The 19518-nt window shown below is 65.3% G+C and carries 17 protein-coding genes; 11 read left to right on the forward strand and 6 right to left on the reverse strand.

Annotation, left to right across the window (positions count from 1 at the left end):
* Nucleotides 1-152: 152 nt before the first annotated feature.
* The 7 genes from AC3XQU_RS15205 to AC3XQU_RS15235 all read left to right on the forward strand — a co-directional run bounded on the left by AC3XQU_RS15205 (nucleotide 153) and on the right by AC3XQU_RS15235 (nucleotide 8293).
* Nucleotides 153-1307 carry a TRAP transporter substrate-binding protein gene (locus AC3XQU_RS15205; protein ID WP_489875001.1) on the forward strand — a complete coding sequence of 385 codons (1155 nt, stop codon included), beginning with the start codon at nucleotides 153-155 and terminating at the stop codon, nucleotides 1305-1307.
* A gap of 75 nt (nucleotides 1308-1382) precedes the next feature.
* Entirely contained in the window at nucleotides 1383-1967 is a 585-nt protein-coding gene (locus AC3XQU_RS15210) for a TRAP transporter small permease subunit (protein WP_489875002.1), read from the forward strand.
* Nucleotides 1964-3937, forward strand: coding sequence for a TRAP transporter large permease (locus AC3XQU_RS15215; protein WP_489875003.1), 1974 nt, complete (start codon nucleotides 1964-1966; stop codon nucleotides 3935-3937). The genes AC3XQU_RS15210 and AC3XQU_RS15215 overlap by 4 nt, the downstream gene beginning before the upstream one ends.
* 159 nt (nucleotides 3938-4096) lie before the next feature.
* Nucleotides 4097-4627: a hypothetical protein gene (locus tag AC3XQU_RS15220; RefSeq protein WP_489875004.1), complete on the forward strand. Its 531-nt coding sequence runs from the start codon at nucleotides 4097-4099 to the stop codon at nucleotides 4625-4627.
* A gap of 362 nt (nucleotides 4628-4989) precedes the next feature.
* Nucleotides 4990-5637, forward strand: coding sequence for a YitT family protein (locus tag AC3XQU_RS15225; protein WP_489875005.1), 648 nt, complete (start codon nucleotides 4990-4992; stop codon nucleotides 5635-5637).
* A gap of 163 nt (nucleotides 5638-5800) precedes the next feature.
* Entirely contained in the window at nucleotides 5801-7495 is a 1695-nt protein-coding gene (locus AC3XQU_RS15230; RefSeq protein ID WP_489875006.1) for a diguanylate cyclase domain-containing protein, read from the forward strand.
* Nucleotides 7496-7561: 66 nt separating this feature from the next.
* Nucleotides 7562-8293, forward strand: coding sequence for a helix-turn-helix domain-containing protein (locus tag AC3XQU_RS15235; RefSeq protein WP_489875007.1), 732 nt, complete (start codon nucleotides 7562-7564; stop codon nucleotides 8291-8293).
* A gap of 30 nt (nucleotides 8294-8323) precedes the next feature.
* Here the strand turns inward: AC3XQU_RS15235 and AC3XQU_RS15240 are convergent, their stop codons facing one another.
* Nucleotides 8324-9658 carry an alpha-amylase family glycosyl hydrolase gene (locus AC3XQU_RS15240; RefSeq protein ID WP_489875008.1) on the reverse strand — a complete coding sequence of 445 codons (1335 nt, stop codon included), beginning with the start codon at nucleotides 9656-9658 and terminating at the stop codon, nucleotides 8324-8326.
* Nucleotides 9659-9852: 194 nt separating this feature from the next.
* Here AC3XQU_RS15240 and AC3XQU_RS15245 point away from each other — a divergent pair, with 194 nt between their 5' ends.
* The gene (locus tag AC3XQU_RS15245) at nucleotides 9853-10851 is read left to right on the forward strand and encodes a porin (RefSeq protein WP_489875009.1); all 999 of its coding nucleotides are present in this window, start codon (nucleotides 9853-9855) and stop codon (nucleotides 10849-10851) included.
* A gap of 98 nt (nucleotides 10852-10949) precedes the next feature.
* Nucleotides 10950-11387 carry a hypothetical protein gene (locus AC3XQU_RS15250; RefSeq protein WP_489875010.1) on the forward strand — a complete coding sequence of 146 codons (438 nt, stop codon included), beginning with the start codon at nucleotides 10950-10952 and terminating at the stop codon, nucleotides 11385-11387.
* Here the strand turns inward: AC3XQU_RS15250 and AC3XQU_RS15255 are convergent.
* From AC3XQU_RS15255 to AC3XQU_RS15265, 3 genes are all read right to left on the reverse strand, one after another.
* Nucleotides 11346-12368, reverse strand: coding sequence for an SDR family oxidoreductase (locus AC3XQU_RS15255; protein WP_489875011.1), 1023 nt, complete (start codon nucleotides 12366-12368; stop codon nucleotides 11346-11348). The two genes, AC3XQU_RS15250 and AC3XQU_RS15255, sit on opposite strands and share 42 nt — an antisense overlap.
* A gap of 272 nt (nucleotides 12369-12640) precedes the next feature.
* The gene (locus tag AC3XQU_RS15260) at nucleotides 12641-13657 is read right to left on the reverse strand and encodes a sulfate ABC transporter substrate-binding protein (protein WP_489875012.1); all 1017 of its coding nucleotides are present in this window, start codon (nucleotides 13655-13657) and stop codon (nucleotides 12641-12643) included.
* Nucleotides 13658-13784: 127 nt separating this feature from the next.
* On the reverse strand, nucleotides 13785-13997 hold the full coding sequence (locus AC3XQU_RS15265) for a hypothetical protein (RefSeq protein ID WP_489875013.1): 213 nt from the start codon (nucleotides 13995-13997) through the stop codon (nucleotides 13785-13787).
* Nucleotides 13998-14137: 140 nt separating this feature from the next.
* Here AC3XQU_RS15265 and AC3XQU_RS15270 point away from each other — a divergent pair, with 140 nt between their 5' ends.
* Nucleotides 14138-14890, forward strand: a complete 753-nt coding sequence (locus tag AC3XQU_RS15270; RefSeq protein ID WP_489875014.1) for a phosphatase PAP2 family protein — start codon at nucleotides 14138-14140, stop codon at nucleotides 14888-14890.
* Between the two features lie 17 nt (nucleotides 14891-14907).
* Entirely contained in the window at nucleotides 14908-15744 is an 837-nt protein-coding gene (locus AC3XQU_RS15275; RefSeq protein ID WP_489875015.1) for a metallophosphoesterase family protein, read from the forward strand.
* Nucleotides 15745-15902: 158 nt separating this feature from the next.
* Here the strand turns inward: AC3XQU_RS15275 and cls are convergent, their stop codons facing one another.
* Nucleotides 15903-17291 (reverse strand): cardiolipin synthase, encoded by a 1389-nt coding sequence (gene cls, locus AC3XQU_RS15280; RefSeq protein WP_489875016.1) that lies wholly within the window; start codon nucleotides 17289-17291, stop codon nucleotides 15903-15905.
* Nucleotides 17288-19402 (reverse strand): site-specific recombinase, encoded by a 2115-nt coding sequence (locus tag AC3XQU_RS15285; RefSeq protein WP_489875017.1) that lies wholly within the window; start codon nucleotides 19400-19402, stop codon nucleotides 17288-17290. The genes cls and AC3XQU_RS15285 overlap by 4 nt, the downstream gene beginning before the upstream one ends.
* Nucleotides 19403-19518: the final 116 nt, after the last annotated feature.

Consider the following 19518-nt stretch of genomic DNA (forward strand, 5'->3'; position numbering starts at 1 on the left):
TCCGTATGTACTCCGTAAGCAATCCGTAAGGAAACAGGCACATTCTGCGAACGGATGTGCGGCGTCGTATCGAGAGGGTGTTTTCTCGAAGCCAGAATTTGTGCGTGTATCGATTCAGTCCGTGTAAATAAAACTAGACAGGAGACATAAGCATGAAGAAGGGTGACAAAGAGTCGAAGCAGTCAGTTCCTAGCCGTCGTAAGTTCCTGGGCAATGCAGCCGCCGGCACCGCCGGGGCCGCGCTGGCCGTTCCCATGATCGCCACTGCGCAGACGCCCAAGCAGATGCGCTTCCAGAGCACCTGGCCGAGCAAGGACATCTTCCACGAGTACGCGCTGGACTTCGCCAAGAAGGTCAACGACATGACCGGCGGCGAACTCAAGATCGAGGTGCTGCCGGCCGGCGCCGTGGTGCCTGCCTTTGGCCTGCTCGACGCCGTCTCCAAGGGCACCCTCGACGGCGGCCATGGCGTGATGGGCTACAACTACGGCAAGCAGAGCGCCATTGCGCTCTGGACCTCGGGGCCGGCCTACGGCATGGACGCCAACATGGTCCTGGCCTGGCACAAGTACGGCGGCGGCAAGGAGCTGTTGGCCGAACTGTACAACGGCATCGGCGCCAATGTCGTGTCCTTCCTCACCGGCCCGATGCCGACCCAGCCGCTGGGCTGGTTCAAGAAGCCGATCAGCAAGGCGGACGACCTCAAGGGCATGAAGTTCCGCACCAACGGCCTGGCGATCGACCTGTTCACGGCCATGGGCGCGGCGGTCAATGCGCTGCCGGGCGGCGAGATCGTGCCGGCCATGGACCGCGGCCTGCTCGACGGCGCCGAATTCAACAACGCCAGCTCGGACCGCCTGCTCGGCTTCCCGGACGTGTCGAAGATCTGCATGCTGCAAAGCTTCCACCAGAGTTCCGAAACCTTCGAGATCACCTTCAACAAGGCCAAGTACAACGCGCTGCCGGCCAAGCTCAAGTCGATCATCGAGAACGCGGTCGAAGCGGCTTCGAGCGACATGTCCTGGAAAGCGGTCGACCGCTATTCCAAGGATTACCGCGACATGCAGGCCAAGGACGGCGTCAAGTTCTACAAGACGCCGGACGCGATCCTGCAGCAGCAGCTCGCGATCTGGGACCAGGTGGTGGCCAAGAAGGGGGCCGACAACCCGCTGTTCAAGAAGGTCGAGGCGTCGATGCGCGCCTTTGCCGAGCGCGCGATGAAGTGGGACATGGACACCAACAACCCGCGCCGCATGGCCTACAACCACTACTTCGGCCGCAAGGCGCCCCCGGCAAAGAAGGCGTAAGCACGTCTTGGGCTTCATGCGCGCCACCCCCGGCCAGACGAGGGTGGCGCTTTTTTCGCGACCGGGAGCAGCTCCATGCAGAACGTCTTGTTTTTCGTCGACCGGGTCAGCAGCTGGGTCGGCCAGGCCTTTTCCTGGCTGATCGTGGCGCTGACCTTCCTCATTACCTGGGAAGTATTCTCGCGCTATGCGCTGAACCAGCCCAATCCCTGGGCGTTCGATCTGATGATCATGATGTACGGCGCCGCCTTCATGATGGCCGGCGCCTACACCCTGGCCAAGAACGGCCACGTGCGCGGGGACGTGCTGTACAGCTTCTTCCCGCCGCGCCTGCAGGCCGGTCTGGACCTGCTGCTGTATATCGTCTTCTTCATTCCGGGCGTGGTCGCCCTGTGCTGGGCGGGCTACACCTATGCCGCCGAATCCTTCGCGATCCGCGAGCATTCCACGCTCACCGCCAACGGCCCGCCGCTGTACCCCTTCAAGATGGTCATACCGTTTGCCGGCATCCTGCTGCTGCTGCAGGGCCTGGTCGAGATCGTGCGCTGCGTGATTTGCCTGCGCAACGGGGCCTGGCCCGCGCGCGAGCCGGATGTCGAGGAAGTCGACGTCGACAAGCTCAAGGCCATGGTGCATGTGGACGAGGGGAGGGCGACATGAGGCGCGAAATCTGGTTCGGCCTGTCCATCCTGCTGGCCATCGTGGTCGGCCTGTTCGTGCTGATGCCGGCGCCGGCCGACATGACCAACGGCCACCTGGGCCTGCTGATGCTGGCGCTGGTGGTGGTGGCCATCATGCTCGGCTTCCCCACTGCCTTTACCCTGATGGGCATGGGCATGATGTTCGCGTGGTTCGCCTTCCACAGCACCGACCCCAGCCAGGCAATCCAGCTCACGCTGGACCTGATGGTGCAGCGTGCCTATTCGGTGATGGCCAACGACGTGCTGATCTCGATCCCGCTGTTCGTGTTCATGGGCTACCTGGTCGAACGCGCCAACCTGATCGAGCGCCTGTTCAAGAGCCTGCACCTGGCCATGGCGCGCGTGCCCGGTTCGCTGGCAGTGGCCACCATCGTTACCTGCGCGATTTTCGCCACCGCCACCGGCATCGTCGGCGCGGTGGTCACGCTGATGGGCCTGCTGGCGCTGCCGGCGATGCTCAAGGCCGGCTACAGCACCCAGCTCTCCAGCGGCGCCATCACGGCCGGCGGGTGCCTGGGCATCCTGATCCCGCCCTCGGTGCTGCTGATCGTCTACGGCGCCACGGCCGGCGTCTCGGTGGTCAAGCTGTATGCGGGAGCCCTGTTCCCCGGCATCATGCTCGCCGCCCTCTACGTGGCCTATGTGGTGATCATCGCCAAGCTCAAGCCTTCGATGGCGCCGCCGCTGCCCGCCGCCGAGCGCATCGTCGCGCTGCCCGCCTTTGCCCAGTCCATCCCTGGCGCCTATCACAAGAGCGCAGTGCCGGGCCTGGTGGGAGCGATCAAGGGCCCGCGCGCCGCCGGCGTGCCGAGCCGGACCCTGCTGACGAATTTGTTCGTGGCCCTGCTGCCGGCGCTGGCCTTTGCCGCCATCATGGGCGTGAGCTACCGCATGGTGACCGCCCCTGAAGCCGCGCCCACGGAGCTGGTCGAGATGGGCGCCCAGGAAGACACCAGCGCGCTGTCGGGCAGCGGCGACAGCGGCGGGCTGCAGGAGCCGCCGGCCGAAGGCGGCCTGGCCGAACCCCCGAGCGAAGGCGCGCTGGAGACGCCGCCGGTCGAGCCTGCCGCCGAGGGTGCGGCTGCGTCGCCGACGGTCGCCGCTCCCGCGGCGCCGGCCGGCCCGCAGGCCATGGAGGCGGCAGCGACCGAGCCTGCCCGGGAAGCCGTGGCCCGCCCTGCGTCGTCCACCTACTGGACCGTGTTCGGAGTGGGCGCCGCGGCGCTGCTGGTGTTCTATGCGTTCTTCAGCTTCGCGCGCCTGGAGATCTTCAAGATGCTGCTCGGGTCGCTGTTCCCGCTGGCGATCATGATCATGGCGGTGCTGGGCAGTATCGTGTTCGGCCTGGCCACGCCGACCGAGGCGGCGGCCATGGGCGCCTTCGGCGGCATGGTGCTGGCCATCGCCTACCGGCGGTTCAACGTGAACCTGCTGCGCGAATCGGCCCACCTGACGGCCAAGACGACGGCCATGGTGTGCTGGCTGTTCGTCGGCTCGAGCATCTTCTCGGCCGCGTTCGCGCTGCTGGGCGGGCAGGAAATCATCAATGCCTGGGTGCTGGGGATGAACCTGACCCCGGTGCAGTTCATGCTGCTGGCGCAGGTGATCATCTTCCTGCTCGGCTGGCCGCTGGAGTGGACCGAAATCATCGTCATCTTCATGCCGATCTTCGTGCCGCTGCTGGCCCACTTCAATATCGATCCGCTGTTCTTCGGCCTGCTGGTGGCGATGAACCTGCAGACGGCCTTCCTGTCGCCGCCGGTGGCGATGTCGGCCTTCTACCTGAAGGGCGTGGCGCCGCCGCACGTGACCCTGAACCAGATCTTCATGGGCATGCTGCCCTTCATGGCGATCCAGGTGCTGGGCATCGTGCTGCTGTATGCCTTCCCGGCGATCGGCCTGTGGCTGCCGAACGTGCTATACAAGTAATTTGCGGTTTCACGGCCTGCCCGGTATGTGCCGGGCAGGTCGTGACTATTCAATAGATTTCCTCTCGCCAACATTTATTAGAATGACTATCTGCGCATGCATACGCGCCTGACGCAGCACGTGCGTCGATAAGAATTCTAATCATTGTGTGAGGAAGCCATGTTTTGTACATCCTGCGGTACCCCGGCCACCGGGGCCGATGCCTTGTGCAGCAACTGCGGCAAGCCAGTCACAGGCGGGGCACATGCCGGTCCCGCGGCCCAGGCATACGGCGCGCCGATGAAGCAGCCGATGATGTCGTCGCGGCTCGACGGCGATATCCCCGAGGGCGTGAAGGGCTGGAGCTGGGGCGCTTTCCTGCTGAGCTGGATCTGGGCGCTCGGCAACCGCACCTGGATCGGGCTGCTGGCGCTGGTTCCCTATATCGGCTTCTTCGTCGCCATCTGGCTCGGCGTCAAAGGGCGCGAGATGGCCTGGAAGAACGCGCAGTGGGACAGCGTCGAGCACTTCAACCGCGTGCAGCGGCGCTGGTCCGTGTGGGCCGTGGTCCTGATCTTCGGCGTCTGCGGCCTGGGCATCGTTGCGGCCATCGCGATTCCGGCCTACCACGATTACACCGTGCGCTCGAAACAGATGCAGATGGATTCGGTCCGGCTGCAGGCACCCGCCCTGATCGTCCGCCAGGCCTGACCCGCTTCACCTCCTTGCCGTAGGGGCGTCCCGCCTTGGACATCCCTGCCGGCGATACGACACGGTTCGCCGCGTAGCCGGCCAAGTTCTCCCCCCGCAGTCCTCCGGTTATTCGTTTCCCGAATGACCGACATATCGTTTCCTCGTCTTACATTGCGCTGCAACATGGGTAATAATAAGCGGCTATACCCAGCAGTACCATCCACGTTCCCGTCTTTTGTTATCGCAACTGCCATTCCCGGCACTGCGGCAGCTACTTTGTGAACCATGAGGAAAATGAATCCCTGTCTCCCGTCCGGCCCGCTGTCTTCCCCTTGCGCCAGCAACGCCCTGCGTGCGTGCTTGTCCGCAGTGGTGGCCCGATGATGCAGGGCGCCTTGCCATCCTCGCGCGTGCAGTCGAACCGCCCGGTGTCCGTCAAGCCGCATTCCTTCCTGGACGATCTCTACGGGATCGCGGTGGGCGTGCTGTTTGTCGTCATGGGCGTCCTGCTGCTGCAGGCCGCCGGCCTGATCACGGGTGGCGTGGCCGGGATCGCGCTGCTGCTGTCCTATACCACCGGCCTGCCGGTCGGCATGCTGTTCATGCTGATCAACCTGCCGTTCTTCCTGTTCGGCTACCTGTTCATGGGCGCGCGCTTCACCATCAAGTCGCTCGCCGTCAGCGTCCTGATCATGGCCATGCTCAAGCTCGTGCCCTACGGTCTGGTCATCGGGCACGTCAAGCCGATGCTGGCGGCCCTGGGCGGCGGCACCTTCTGCGGCATGGGCATCCTGGCCCTGGCGCGCCATGGCGCCGGCGTGGGCGGCACCGGCATCGTCACGCTCTGGCTGCAGAAGAAATACGCCATCAATGCCGGCCGCACCCAGGTGCTGATCGACGCCGTCGTCCTCCTTGTGGCGCTGGCCATCGTCACGCCGGAACTGGTGGGCTGGTCCTCGCTCAGTGCGATCGCCATGAGCAGCATGGTCATGGCCTGGCACCGCCCGGGGCGCTACTTCGGCAACTGATCCGGCTTCATATGGGCGGCTTGCTCCCTCCGTCGGAGTCGCCCTGTTGTAAGCATGCCGAAAATGGCCAGTTCGGCAACAATTCATGCCTATGTGTATTTATTTCTAGCCAGTAAGCTTGTTACAATGTGCGACAATTAGACTTTCCGAGTTAATTTCGTCCATGAACAGCCTCTTCGGCAAACTGCGGCTGTCCAGCCTGATGACCCTGGCGGTGTGCGCGACGGTCGTCCTGACCGTCGCGCTGCAGCTCGCGCTGGTCAATCACTTCGCCGTGCGCCAGTCTTCCGAGGAAGCCGAGCTGCGCCTGCAGCAGCTGTCGTGGCAGATGCGCGACTCGCTCAACCGCGTGATCGAGCAGGCTATCGGCGACGCCAGGCTGCTCACCCAGTTGCCGCAGGTGCGGCACGCCAGGAATCCCGACGAAGCACGCACCGTGCTGGAAAGCCTGCAGCGCACCTTTCCCGACTATGCCTGGATCGGCATCGCCGACATCGACGGCGCCGTGACGGCTTCCACCGGCCGCATGCTCGAAGGCGCCAACGTCGGCAAGCGTCCCTGGTTCGTGGCCGGCATCCAGGGCGTGCACGCCAGCGACTACCATCCGGCGGTCCTGCTCGAAAAAATGCTGCCCAAGACGCCCGATCCGTGGCGCTTCGTGGACGTCTCCGGCCCCATCCTCGACCGCAAGGGCAAGACGGTCGGGGTGCTGGGCATGCACCTGAGTTGGGAGTGGGCGCGCCGCCATGCGCGCACGCTGCTCACGCCGGCGCTGCGCGAATACGGCGCCGAGATCCTGGTCATCCGCGACGACGGCACCGTCATGCTCGGACCGCAGTCGCTGGTCGAACACAAGCTCAATACCACCAGCCTGCGCCTGGCGCAAAAGGGCATGACCGGCTCGCTGCGCGAAGTCTGGCCGGACGGCCGCGTCTACCTGACCGGCTACAGCCAGACCGGCGACATGCTCGACCCGGCGTCGCTGCGCTGGACCGTGCTGGTGCGCCAGACCGAAGACAAGGCGCTCGAAAGCGCGGTCGACCTGAAGCAGCGCATGCTCGGCTGGAGCGCGCTGCTGGGCCTCGTGCTGGCCTGCGCCGCGGTGGTGCTGGCGCGCCGCCTGATGCGTCCGATGGCGGTGCTGCGCGAAGCGATCGAGCGCGTGACCGAGGCCACCGATGCCGGCAAGGAGCCGCCGCCGATTCCGCGGATCGACGGCTTCCTGGAAGCCCAGATCCTGTCGAGCACCATGCGCGACCTGGTGCGCAGCGAGACCACGCATCGCGAAGCCCTGATCGCCCTGAACGAGCGGCTGGAAGCCGCCGTGGCCGAACGCACCGCCGAATTGCAGGCACTGCTGCTGCGCGACGTGCTCACCAACCTGCCGAACCGGCGCGCGCTGCTCGAGGCGCTGCCCGAGACCATGAGCCGCGCCCGCCGCGTGGGGCGCCCGAGCGCGCTGCTGTTCCTCGACATGGACGGTTTCAAGGCCGTCAACGACATCCATGGCCACGAAGAGGGCGACGAGCTGCTGCGCCAGTTCGGCGAGCGCCTGCTGCAGGGCGTGCGCAAGACCGACATGGTGGCGCGCCTGGCCGGCGACGAATTCGTGGTGGTGCTGGAGATGCTGACCGACGCCGCGCACGCCGAAGACACGGCGCGCAAGCTGCTGGCGCGCCTGAAGGAACCCTTCGTGCTGCGCACCGCCACGGTGACGGTGGGCGCGAGCATCGGCGTGGCGCTGCATGCGCCGCAGGACAAGCCGGACCTCGACGCCTGGCTGGCGCGCGCCGACCACGCGATGTATGCCGTCAAGCGCACCGGCAAGAACGGCGTGGCGCTGGCCTCGGCGGCGTAAGCCGCCGCTTGCCCGCCGGCCGGCCCGGCTGCTACCATCGGCGCACCTCCCTTTCCCCGGCGCCGCATGTCCGAGATCACCCGACTCATTACCACGCTCAAGCGCGAGCTCAAGCAGCAGGGCAAGACCTACCGCGACGTCGGCGCGGCGCTCGGGCTGTCGGAGCCGAGCGTCAAGCGCCTGTTCGCCAGCGGGCAGTTCACCCTCGAGCGCCTGGTCGAGATCTGCGCGCTGCTTGGCTTGACGCTCGCCGAGCTGGCGCAGGAAGCAGGGCAGGTCCAGCAGCGGCTGCGCACCCTGACGGCCCCCCAGGAGCGCGAGCTGGTCTCGGATGCGCGCCTGCTGCTGGTGGCGGTGTGCGCGCTGAACCACTGGACGATGGCGGAGATGCTGCAGGCCTACCGGCTCACCGAGGCCGAATGCGTGCAGCTGCTGCTGCGCCTGGACCGCCTGGCCTTGATTACCCTGTTGCCGGGCAACCGCATCCGCCTGAACGTGGCGCGCGATTTCGACTGGCTGGCGGACGGTCCGATCCGCGGCTATTTCCGCGAGCAGGGCATGCCCGAATTCATCGACAGCAGATTCGGGGAGGAGGGCGATGCGCTCGATTTCGCGCACGGCATGCTGACCGAGAGCGCGCGCGCCAAGCTGCAGCTGGAGCTGCGCCAGTTGCGCGCGCGCTTTGCGCAGCTGCACGAGGAGAGCCTGGCCGCGCCCTTGCCGCAGCGGCGCGGGATGGGCTTGCTGCTGGCGCTGCGGGAGTGGGAGCCGGCGGCGTTTGCAGGCTTGAGGCGCTGAAGACGACGCATCAAGCTGCAGCGAAGCGCGTCACTTCACGCCGGCATCGATCACATATTCCCACGCCCCCAGCGCGCGCCTGGAGCCGCCTCCCGGCAAGCCATATTGCTGCGTCGCCCCGGTGAGATTGACCGTCACCCGCACCCGGTTGCCATCCTTCTCGCGCCGGAACGCGAACACCTTGTCGTTGCCGGTATCGAGCACCTCGGCCTTGCCGCCATACTGGCCGTTCCACAGCGCGCGGTTGTCGTGCTTGAGCTTGAGCAGGCCCGCATAGAAGGACGCCAGCGGATACCCCTTCCACTCGATCGGATCCTTCTCGAAGAACGCGAGGCGCTTGTCCAGCCCCGCTTCCTGGCCGCCATAGATCAAGGGCATGCCCGGCAGCGTCGCCGCCAGCACGGCCATGGCCTTGAAGGCGGGACCGTAATGCTCCTTGTCGCTGCCGTGCCAGGAGTTCTCGTCGTGGTTGCTGGTAAAGCGCATGCGGTAGGCGTGCTCCGGATAGGCCACCGGCGGCTTGTCGAGCAGCGCGCGCAGGGCCTTGCCGTCGGCCTTGCCCTTGGCGATGTCCTTGAAGATGGTCAGCGTGTCCCAGCCATAGCTCATGTCGAAGGCCTTGTTGTGCAGCTCGGGCTGCCAGGCCTCGGCCAGCATGAAGACCGGCTTGATCTTCTCCAGTTCCACGCGGGTCTGTTCCCAGAAAGCGGTCGGCACCTTGGCCGCGACGTCGGCGCGGAAGCCGTCGATCCCGGTCTCGCGCACCCAGAAGGCCATCGCATCGCGCATGCCTTTCCACAGGCCCGGCTGCTTCCAGTCCAGGCCCGTGACGTCGGTCCAGTACTCGGGCTCCGCGCCTTCCGTATAGGTCACCGGGAAGATCTCGCCCTTTGCATCCTTCAGGTACCAGTCATTGTGCTGGACGGTCCAGGGGTGGTCGAAGGCCGTGTGGTTCGCCACCCAGTCGATGATCACGCGCATACCCAACCCCTGGGCCTGCTTCACCAAGCGCTTGAAGTCGTCCATCGTGCCGAATTCGGGATTGATGGCGGTATAGTCGCGCACTGCGTAATAGCTGCCGAGCGTGCCCTTGCGGTTCTTCATGCCGATCGGCTGCACCGGCATCAGCCACAGGACATCGACCCCCATCTTGCGCAGGCGCGGCAAGTGGGCGGCAAAGGCATTGAACGTGCCTTCCTTCGTGTACTGGCGGATGTTGACTTCGTAGATGTTGGCGTTCTTGGACCAGGCGACATGCGTCATCGGCGCAGCCTTGCCGGCCTGCTGGGCCAGCGAGGGCAGGGGGGCCAGCGCGGCGCACAGCACCAGCGCGAGGGCGGGCAGGGAAAGGGAAGGTGTGTTCATCGGTCTCCTCGTATTTTGTAAAAGCCTCTTGTGCCCGCTCATTCTACGGTGTAGAACAAGGCATGGCCGTGAAAGTTCTGCTCAGCCATGCACGCTGCACCGGTTTACCTGGCCTGTGCTGTTTTATGTGCGTAATCAGACAGATCAGTTCGTCGAAGAAGCGGATAAAGAAGCTTCAGAGAGGGAATGACGCCATGAAGATGTCCATTGCATGCGCCGTACTCGGAGCGAGTGCGGCTTGCGCCTCGGCCCAGAATGCCGCCTCGCTTGAAGCGGGTGCGGCGGCAGGGGTCGCCAGGCAAGCCGATTGCACCGCCGGGTGCACGCCGCCTGCTGCTGCCGGCAGCAAGACCCTGCCTGCCCAGAGCGGGGGAAATATTCCGGGCGATGCGCCAGCGATTTTCATGCTGGAAACGGCGAAGGAGGCCGAGGCGCGGCGCGCCGGCGAAGCGGCCGTCCTGAGCGTCGGGCGCCAGTACACCCTCGACTACGAGGCGCTCAACGATGTGGGCGACCCCTTCCATGGGGGCCTGGCAGGCAGCGCCAGCGGCGCCGCGGGCGCGCGCCGCACGGAGGACAGCGTCAACTACGAAGGCCGGTACAGCAATTTCACGGCCGGCTCGTCCTGGGGCAAGGGCGACATCGACGGCTCGCCCTCCGGACGCGCCTGGGGCATGACGGTCGGTTTCAACGCCGGCCCCTTCACGATCCGCGCCGCCCACCAGAACCGCAACGTGGCCAAGATTACCCGCTACGACCAGACCGGCATCACCATGGCGGCCAAGAATTCCATCATCGCCGCCAACCTGCGCCTGGGCTGGGGCACGGCCTACGCCGCCTACAGCGCCAACCGCGGCTGGGGCAGCTCGCCGCTGTTCAATCCGGACAATCCCTACGGCGCCGGCGTGATCTCCACCACCTTGTCGACCAATAGCCGCGACGTGCTGGCGGGCGTGGCCGTCCCGCTGGGCCACGCCACCACGCTGCTGGCCTCCTTCATCCGCAAGAACGACCGCGACCCGGCCAACCGCGACGCGCGCCAGGTCGCCATCGGCGCCACCTATGCCGTCTCGCGCCGGATGGATTTCTACGCTGCCTATTCGCATATCCGGCATACCGCCGGCCTGCAGGATGCCGCCATCCGCGCCGGGGGCGGCGGGGCGATCAACGTCGGGATGCGGCGCGGTTTCTGAGGCGCAGGGCTGACGCGTTGGCCCGCCGTGCGCGGCGACGCAATGTTGCAAAAAACGGTAGCCTGACTGACATGGCAACTTAACGTTTTGGAGGCAACATGACAGGCAGCAGCACACTTGATCCGGACAACTTCCCGGAAGGTCCGGACCGCAGTCTCGGCAAGGGACATGGCATCGACGCCCTGGGCCCGAGCGATATTTCCGATACCGGTAGCGACGTCGTTGGCGGCCCCGGCTTTGCCGATGCGCTCGACCCGGACCAGATCCTCGACTTCGATGGCGGCACCACGTCCGACATGGAAGCGAGTCACGCCGACGGCACCGCCGGCCCCGACGTCGGCGACGCCAACTTCTCGGGCGACAGCGACATGGGCGGCACCGGCGAACGTGCTTCGGCCGGCCGCGACACCGTCGCCAAGGACGGTGCCGATATCGACACCGACCAGATCATCTCCATCCCCGACCTGCCGCTGACCGAGGAAGACACCGACTTCCTAGCGAGCCAGCCGCCGGGACAGGGTGAAGGCCGCAAATAAGGCCCCGCCGCCCACCAGGGCGGTCACCAGCGGCGACGAGCGCAGCGAAGTCTGGGTATAGACGCTGCGCTCGTGCACTTTCTGCGGCATGCCCTGGCGCTGGCGCAGCTCGTTCGCTTCGTCCGGCTTGTACAGCGCGTCGCGGCGGTTGGGCGCGGTCGGTCGGTTCGATTTCTGCTGCTTGAACATGGTGGCGTTCATGTAGCGGTCGAACAGCCGCGGCATCGCCTTCGAGCCGGCCGAAATCATCTTGGCGGCGCCGCCGGCGAAGATGTCGCGCTTCGGATGCTCGGCGCAGTACAGGATGGCGTCGGCCACCACTTCGGGTGCGTAGATCGGCGCCGGCAGCGCAGGCTCCATCTCCATATAGTTGCGCGCATGGACCGCGAACATCGTGTCGATCGCGGCCGGCTTGACCAGGGTGACCTGCAGCGGCGCGCCTTCCTTTTCCAGCTCCATGCGCAGCGCATCGGTGAAGCCCTTCACCGCATGCTTGGACGAGGCGTACATGCCCTGCATCGGGATCGAACGCTCCGACACTTCGCTGCCGATGTTGATGATGGCGCCCCCGCCGCGGTGTTTCATGCGGCGCACCGCTTCCAGCGAGCCGTTGACGGTGCCCCAGAAATTGGTCTGAAACAGGCGATGGTGGTCTTCCGGCTTGACTTCTTCCAGGCGGCCGAACACCGAGATGCCGGCATTGTTGACCCAGGTGTCGATGCGGCCGAAGCGGTGGATGGCTTTCTCGCCGATGCGCTCGACGTCGCCGATCTCGCCGACGTCGGCGGCCACGGTCTCGACCTGCACGCCGCGCCCGCGCAATTCGCCGGCCAGTTCGTCGAGTGCGTCCTTGCTGCGGGCGGCCAGCACCAGGCGCGCGCCGCGTTCGGCGGCCATGCGCGCGGTGGTGAGCCCGATGCCACTGGTGGCGCCGGTGATGACCATCACCTGGTCGTGAAGTTTCCGGAGTCTGATTGCCATGACGTGATCCTTTTCAAGGTGGGTGAAGAGGACTGCCCGCGGCGTCCAGCCGGCAGGGCAGGTGGAATGAACGATGACTATCCTAGCCCGGCTGGCAAAAACGGGGATTTCGGTTGGGGACGCTGGCTCGATGCTTGATTGGACGGAGCAAAAACGAAAACGGCCCGACGTGAGGGTCGGGCCGTTCTGGCGCTGGTTGAATGCGTGGGCAGAAAACCTGCCCACCCTACGGGGTGCGACGAAGCGAATGTCGCTGGGCTTCGTCGACAAGCCTACTTCCCGGGCGCGTAGATCTGGTCGAACAGCCCGCCGTCCGCAAAGTGCACCTTCTGCGCCTGCGTCCAGCCACCGAGCTCGGTGATCGGGAACAGCTTGATGTTCGGGAATTGCGACGCGTATTTTTTCGAGAAGCGCTCCACCGTCGGGCGGTAGTAGTTCTTGGCGACGATTTCCTGGCCCTCGTCGCCGTACAGGAATTCGAGGTAGGCCTGGGCCACCTTGCGGGTGCCGCGCTTGTCCACGGTCTTGTCGACGACGGCCACCGGCGGCTCGGCCAGGATGCTCAGCGAAGGCGCGACGATCTCGAACTTGCCGGGACCGAGTTCGCGCAGGGCCAGCAGGGCTTCGTTTTCCCAGGCCAGCAGCACGTCGCCGATGCCGCGCTCGACGAACGTGGTGGTGGCGCCGCGTGCGCCGGAATCGAGCACCGGCACGTTCTTGTACAGTTTGCCCAGGAAATCCTTGGCGGTGGCCGGCGAGCCGCCCGGCTGGCGCAGGGCATAGCCGTAGGCCGCGAGGTGATTCCAGCGTGCGCCGCCCGAGGTCTTCGGGTTCGGAGTGATCACGGCAACGCCCGGCTTGACCAGGTCGCCCCAGTCGCGGATGCCTTTCGGGTTGCCCTTGCGCACCAGGAACACGATGGTCGAGGTATAGGGCGAGCTGCGGTGCGCCAGGCGCTGTTGCCAGTTTTGCGCGATCAGGCCTTTCTCGCTGATGGCGTCGATGTCGTAGGCCAGCGCCAGGGTGACCACGTCGGCCGGCAGGCCGTCGATCACGGCGCGCGCCTGCTTGCCCGAACCGCCGTGCGATTGCTTGACCGTGACGTTGTCGCCGGTCTTGGCTTTCCAGTGGCGGGCAAAGGCGGCGTCGACATCCTGGTAGAGCTCACGGGTCGGGTCGTAGGACACGTTGAGCAGGGTGACGTCCGCGGCAAAGGCTGGGCTTGCAGCAAGGAGCGGCGCCAGCAGCGCAGTTGCGGCCAGCGAGTGCAGGAAAGTTTTGCGGAGCATGTCGTTCTTTCAGAGGGCAGTTTGGAACCTGTAGACTACGGCTCAGTTCCCCCTGAAGGAACGAATTTATTCGCTTAACAATATGCGGATTCTGATTCGTCCGCCTTGGCCTGCGAGACAGCGCGCTTCAATGCGCCTTCGACAGGATCAACAGCCAGCGGCGGAACAGCAGGATTTCCACGTGGCCAGCTTCGACGCCGGTATCGCATTCGATGACCGGGTTCACCGCATAGAAGCGCTTGCGGAAGTCGCGGGTGACGAGCAGTTCACGCTGGCCGATGCGCAGCATAAAAGGGATAGGGGCATATTCCAGGCCGAAGGAGCTGTTCAGAGTGGTCATGTTGCGTTTTCCTTTTATTAAATTCGTTGGAGTAACTAAAGAATAGCACAACTACTGTATGAATCCACAGTTACTGTTCGGATGTACAGTAAAAATTTATTTCTGTAGTTTTTTCGCCAACTGGCCCTATATCGTCCCGTATGCCAAACAAACTTCCTCCCCGCCTGCACCGCTTCGCCGCCAACCGCTTCTCACCCGAGGGCGAATACGGCCTGCACCTGACATTGGGCATCGCGATACTGGTCATCGCCACCGCCGTCTTCGCCCAGCTGGCCGGCGCCGTGGTGGCCGGCGCCCCCATCACCCGGCTGGACGTGGAGATGGCCAACTGGCTGCATGCGCATGCCCGCGCCAATGGCGGCCTGCGCCAGTTCCTGATGGCCGTGACGCATCTCCACAGCACGCCGGGCATCCTGGCCATGGCGCTGGCGGTCGGCATCTGGCTTCATCGGCGCGGCCATCGCTACTGGGTGATCGCGCTGGCCAGCGCCGTCCCGGGTGGGCTGGTGCTCAATGTCCTGCTCAAGCACACCTTCGAGCGCGCGCGTCCGCATTTCGTCGAGCCGCTGCTCGAGTTAAGCACCTACAGTTTCCCCAGCGGCCATTCGATGGCGGCCACCGTCCTGTATGGCTTCGTCGCCTGCTATGCGTCGCGCCATGCGCGCGGCTGGGCGGGCAGGGTGCTGCCCTTCGTGCTGGCGCTGCTCATGGTGGCGACGGTCGCGTTCTCAAGGATGTATCTTGGAGTCCATTATCTGTCCGACGTGCTGGCTGCCGCCGCCGAAGGCTGCGGATGGCTGGCGATCTGCATCGCCGGCGCCGCCCACTTCAACCGGCGCAGCCGTGCGCGGGCGCGGCGCGAGGGGGAGCCGGTCGAGCCCCAGGACATTTGAACCATTGAGGAAAACGGATGCGTACACTCGTACACCTGTCGGACCTGCATTTCGGGCGCGTCGATACCACGCTGCTCGCGCCCTTGCGCACGCTCATCGAGCAGATCGACCCGGACGTGCTGGTGGTCTCCGGCGACCTGACCCAGCGCGCCAAGGCGGAGCAGTTCGAGGAGGCGCGGGCCTACCTGGACACCTTGCCCGGGCCGCAGATCATCGTGCCGGGCAACCATGACATCTCGCTGTACGACGTGTTCCGCCGCTTCGTGAAACCCCTGGCGCGCTACAAGCGCTACATCACCGACGACCTCGACCCGGTGTATATCGACGACGAGATCGCGGTGGTGGGCGTGAACACGGCGCGCTCGCTCACCATCAAGGATGGCCGGGTCAGCCGCGAGCAGCTGGCAGTGATCCGGCAGCAGCTTGCGGGGGTGCCGGCCTCCGTCACCCGTATCGTGGTGGGCCACCATCCCTTCGACCTGCCCGACCACTTCGAGGAACGCGACCTGGTGGACCGGGCGCCGCGGGCAATGAAGGCCTTCGCGGAAAGCGGCGTGGACATCCTGATGGGCGGGCACATGCACGCCAGCCATGCCGGCAGCACGGCGGGGCGCTACCAGATCAGCGAATACGCGGCGCTGGTGGTGCAGGCCGGCACCGCCACCTCCACCCGCGGGCGCGGGGAGGTCAATTCATTCAACGTGCTGCGGGTGGAGTCCGAGAAGGTCGAGATCGACCGCTATGGGTGGGACTCGGTGCACGGCCATTTCGAACTGGTCGATACCGACAAATTCCTGCGCAGCGGGAACGTGTGGACGGCGCATAACGATGGCTTGATGGCCGCGGGCTTGTAAAGCCCCAACTTCGGGGTCAGGTCTGACATTCGGACACGAGCCCAGCCTTACGGGTTCCAACGTCGGGGTCAGGTCTGACATTCAGACACGAGCCCAGCCTTACGCTGGTCGAGCCCGTGTCCAAATGTCAGACCTGACCCCGGTTGTGCGCGTCCAGCTTAGATCCAGTACTCGGCCAGCCGCCCCATCCACTCGCGGAGCCGGTCCTTCCACGGCCGGTGCTTCCACTGGTCCAGCGTGATCTCCTTCGAATCGCGCAAGTCCTCGTTGAACGCGCTCTCCATGTCCTGCCCGAAGGCCGGATCGAGCACCACCACGTTCAGTTCATAGTTGTGGATGAAACTGCGGCGGTCGATATTGGCCGAGCCGATGGTCGACCAAATGCCGTCGATGACCGCGGTTTTCGCATGCAGCACCGCCACCTGCAGCTGGTAGATCTTCACCCCGCCCGAGAGCAGCTGGTCGTAGAAGGCCTGGCCCGCATACTTGATCAGGTCGTGGTCCGACACCCCCGGCAGCACCAGCTTGACGTCCACGCCGCGCCGGGCGGCCGCGATCAGGGCGTCGACGATCTGCTGATCCGGGACGAAATAGGCCGAGGTGATGTGGATCGACTTTTTCGCCTCGTTCATGGCGATCATCAGCGACTTGTAGATTTCCGAATCGCGGTCCGGGGTCGTGGCCAGCACGCGCAACACCTTGTCGCCCACCGGGGCCAGGCGCGGGAAGTAGTCGACCTGGGGCAGTTCGCCCGCGTCCTGGCGCACCCAGTTGTCGATGAAGGCCCACTGCAGCGTGGCCACGGCCGGGCCCTCGATGCGGATATGGGTGTCGCGCCAGCCCACCTTCTTGCTGTCGGCCGTACTGGCCTTCTGCTTCGAACGGAACAGCGAGCTGTTGGCGTAGGTCTCGCTGATGTTGATGCCGCCGGTGAAGCCGATCCTGCCGTCGACGATCATGATCTTGCGGTGGTCGCGGTTGTTCAGCTGCCAGTTGCCGGGACGCTTGGTCGGATCGACCGGGTTGAAGATCAGGACCGTGATGCCGGCCGCGCGCAGGCGCTCGAAGAATTCCTTGGGTGTACCCAGGGTGCCCACGCCGTCGGCCATGATATTGACCACCACGCCCTGGCGGCGCTTCTCGATCAGGACCTCGGCAAATTCCAGGCCGACCGGGTCCTGGTCGAAGATATAGGTTTCCAGGTTGATCGAGGTCTTGGCATTGCGCGCCGCATCCATCATGTCGCGCATGGTGGCCGGGCCGTCGAACAGCAGCGTGACCTTGTTGCCGGGGATCAGAGGCGCGCCGGTGGCCTGTTCCTCGAGCACGGCCAGCTGCTTGAGGTCGGCCGTCGCGTTCGACCAGCGTTTGCTCAGCAGCTGCGAGGCCTGCTTGGCGTCGAGCATGCCTCGCTGTGTAGCTACGGTGGGCGTGCGCTTGATGGGCGCATCCGGCAGGGATTCGGCATCGGGCAGCGTCTTGCACGAGACAAGGGCGCAGACGAAGGCGAGCAGGGCGACGATGCTGCCCGGGCGGGTGTTGTTCATTTCGTGTCCCTCACGATGAGTTCACTGCGTTGTTCGATGCTTTGAGGAAGGTCTTTTGGACCGAGGAAAAAGTCGACCGGCGCCGCCAGCAGGCGCCTGCCCAGGGCGCGCACCAGCAGGATGCCGCGCTTGAAACGGATATTACGGGCGCGCATGGCCACCCACAGCGCCAGCCCGAAGCTCACGCACAGGTTGACGGCGCCGATCAGCGCCACCCCGGCCGCGGCGTTGAGCATGGCCTCCGGCGTCATCCGGTAGTCCAGGCCCACCAGGGCGGTGGCGAAATTGGCCGTCGAGAAGGTGACGTGGCGGATGTCGAGCGGCAGGCCCAGCAGGTAGCCGATGGTGCCGGTCATGCCGAGCATGAAACCGAAGAAGAAATTACCCATCAGGCCGCCCAGGTTATCTTCGACATAGTCGCCAAAGCGGCCCAGGCGCGCCTCGCCCAGCAGGCGGCGCAGGCGGCGCAGCTGGCGCACGCGCTGGCCGACGCGGGTGTAGAGCGCCTTGTTGTCGTAGTAGCCCGAGATCAGGCCGGCCACGAACAGCCAGACGCCGGCGATGGCCGCATAGAACAGGGCCGGGCCATGAAAGGGATCGATGTCCGCCAGCAGGTGGTGCGCCTTGGCTGGATCGACCATGTGCCGGCCGCTGATGGCCTTGTAGCCGACTGCGATCGCCCAAGCCACCGGGAAGGCCAGCATCACGTTGCCGAGCACGGCCACGATCTGGGTGCGGAACACCTTGTTGACCAGGACGGCCAGGCTGTCGACATCGATCCCGCGCCCGTTCTCGGCGTTCTGCAGCGAAGCGGCGATGTGCTGGGCGGTCATGGCCGGCTGCTTGGTCGCCACCGTGAAGTGCAGCACGTAGATCAGGATGAAGCCGACCGAATAATTCATGCTGAACAGGAAGGCCTCGACCAACGGCGCGGTGCGCAGATAGCCCAGCATGATCTTGAACATCGCCATGAAGCCGACGATGAAGCCGGCGCCGGCGGCCGCCGTGAACATGTGGCGCAGCTCGCGCCGGGTTTCGGCCACGTAGTGCTCGCCGGTGCGGCTGGCGTTCTCGGTGACGTTGCGGGCCAGCAGGTCGACGTTGTCGCGCATCAGGCCGCGCACCTGGTATTTGGTGTTGTGGGCTTCGATCAATTCTTCGGCCAGGGCGATCGCCGCCAGGCGCCGGTCGCTGGCCACGGTGCCGCCGGCCGTGGCGACCGAGCTGGCCACCGCGTCCAGATCGACCGTGGGGGCGGAGGGCAGCTCGCCGCTGACGTCGACCAGGTAGAGCAGCTTGTGCAGGCGGTCGATGCTCTGCTGCAGGGCGACGAGCAGGTAGGTCAGGGCCACGCTGGTGCCGCTGCTTTGCGCGCCGCGCCGGATCTTGAGCACCACGTCCTCGCACTGGTCCAGCATCACCAGGAGGTGGCGGGCCGGCTCCGGCTCGCTGCACTTGCCGTCGAGGAAGCGGCCGTATTCGTCGAGGTAGTGGTTGACCTCGATGTTCTGCATCAGGAAGGGCGAGTCGAAATCCTCGATCTCGCTGTAGCTGTGCACCAGGCGCGGCTCCAGGCCCAGCGCGCAGATGCGGCAGGACAGCGTGCGGATCGCGTCCAGGATGCCCATCACGGTGACATAGCGCGCGCGGTCGGGCGTGGCGTCCAGTGGTGGCGGGGCGTCGGCGATGACGTCGAACAGTTCCATCCAATCGGCGTTGGGCACCGCACGGATCCATTCGTAGTCGTTCTCGGCGTACAGGACCTGGTTGAGCGCGTCCGACAGGTAGAGGTCGTTGAGCGCCGGCGGCAGGAAGCGGTAGGTGATGCGGCGCTTGAGTTCGGTGACGAAACCGTCGTTGGACAGGATGCCGATGTCGCTGTACAGGCTGGTATGTCGGCGTTTTTCGAGCAGCACCGTGATGTAATGGCGCAGCGACCAGGCCTGTGCCGGATTCCCCTTGAGCAGCTGGGTCAGCGTACGCACGGCCTGGGCAGGATCGTCCGGTTTTTGCCACAGCCAGCGGTCGCGCGGACGCAGGCAATCGACCAGGTCGACCAGCAGGTCAATCCGTTCGCTGTCGGGATCGATCCGTTCGAGAATGTCGAGCATAGGCAAGGTTGACCGTGAAAGCCCCAGTGTACGCGAGTCATCAGTGAAACTTGGTACGCCACCGAACAATGGATTGGCGGCTCGGTTACACTGGAGCACTGTGCAATACACGAGCT

Source organism: Telluria sp. AZSoR62, from assembly GCF_058111565.1.